The sequence below is a fragment of the Selenomonadales bacterium genome (genome assembly GCA_017442105.1).
In the GTDB taxonomy this organism is placed as follows: Bacteria; Bacillota; Negativicutes; order RGIG982; family RGIG982; genus RGIG982.
Genome location: JAFSAX010000067.1, coordinates 1 through 1699, shown reverse-complemented (window position 1 = coordinate 1699; position 1699 = coordinate 1). Strand labels below are relative to the sequence as shown.

The 1699-nt window shown below is 48.6% G+C and carries 1 protein-coding gene; it reads right to left on the bottom strand.

All coding sequences use genetic code 11. From position 1 onward, the window contains the following. Window positions 1–1371: hypothetical protein (locus IJN28_02810; GenBank protein MBQ6712703.1), on the bottom strand; the 1371-nt coding region annotated here is incomplete at its 3' end. Between the last annotated feature and the right edge of the window lie 328 nt (window positions 1372–1699).

The following is a 1699-nucleotide window of genomic DNA, read 5'->3' as shown; positions in this document are numbered from 1 at the left end:
GAGTGCCGCGAGAGCCGCCGCACCTGCACCGACTTTATCTACGCGACCATCGAGCGAAGTAACGCGCTGATCGAGGCCTGTGATAGCACTGCTGTTAGCCGCGATGCCTTGCGCATTGGCAACGACCTGCTGATTCGTTTTACCAAGCTCGGTATTGAAATGGTCATTCGTCTTTTGAAGCTCGGCGTTGAAGTGATCGTTCGTTTTTACGACTTCTGCATTAAGGTCGCTGAGATCCTCTTGCATTGCATCGGCTCTGCTCTCGAGTGCGCTGATATCCTGCGTACTGCCGCCGATCATGCTGTCGATATCGGTCTTGGTGTACGCATCGGTGATACCATAGCCTGCCAATGTCGTTGCCGCATCTGCTTTCGCATCGAGGAGGCTGTCGGCTTCCGTCTTCGTATAGACATCTGCCGCATTGGCTTTATCATCAAGCAAGCCATCAACGTCATCTTTCGTGTACAAGTTCGTTGCCGTCACATTACCGCTCGTATCGACTGTGAACGCACCGCCCGCACCTTTTATTCTGCCGTCTTTCATCATAGCCGCATTGGCACCGTCATACGTATGTACACCGTTATCCGAAGCGTAGAAGCCTTCTTCATCCATATGAGTGGAATTATCACCTACGGTGATACCGTCCGCATCAAGCGTGATCGTATTCGCGTTGCCTGTATCTATCACGACATCATTCGTTATCACGCTGTCATTGCCGTTTTGGGTCGCCTTGATGAATGAAGCATCTGCTTCTGTCTTCGTATAATAATCAGTCAAGTCAACATTACCGCCCGATACATTGGCAAGTGCCGCATTGAGCTGTCCTACCGTTGCCGCATCGTGGTCATTGACACCGTCAGCCACATTGATGATCCGTCTGTATTGCGGAGCAAGGGTCGGATCAGTTGTATTTGCAGGAGCCACTCCACTGCCGACACTGACGACATTGCTGAAACCGCCTCCCGTAGAAGACCCATAGCCTAAGATAACATTATTAGACCCACTCAGAGAATTGATCCCTGCACCGACAGCAACGTTATTGTAACTATTAACGTGCGAGTCAGCACCGATAACAACACTATTGCTACCTGTAGGATTATTCCCGGGAAGCAAAGGCGCACCCGCACTGGAACGCGCACCGATAACGACGCTATTGGTAGCCTCTGCAAATGCAGTACTGCCGTCCTCGCTACTCCCTGTACCATCACCGAAGCCGATAACGATACTGTCTTCTGCCATTGCAGCTGCATTTCCTGCCGCAAGTGAGTTACTGCTTGCCACTATAGCACCTGCCAAAGCAACACTACTGCCCATCAACATCGTACCGACCATAATACCGAGTGTGATATGTTTCGCCAAGTTCTTTTTCATGGATGATTCCCCCTTCGTTTATACGACCTGCCCACCGCAGGTGAACTGAACACAGTTACAAAAATCCATATACCTATGCCTGTCTATAATCGATTATTCTTTTTGGTTATTTTGATTATAACACCGTTGTACCCCCCCCGCAAGACATTTGTATATATAATTCGCACTATTCTTTGTTTATCCGAAGCATACCGCATCTGTCCTCGGACAAGATTTCATTCGTCATTTGCGCCTGTCGCTTTTATTTTCTTTCTATATATAAAAAAGCACCCTTATCTTTTCACAGATAAGGATGCTTTCTCCTATAAAAATAAGCACGCCTTCCTTC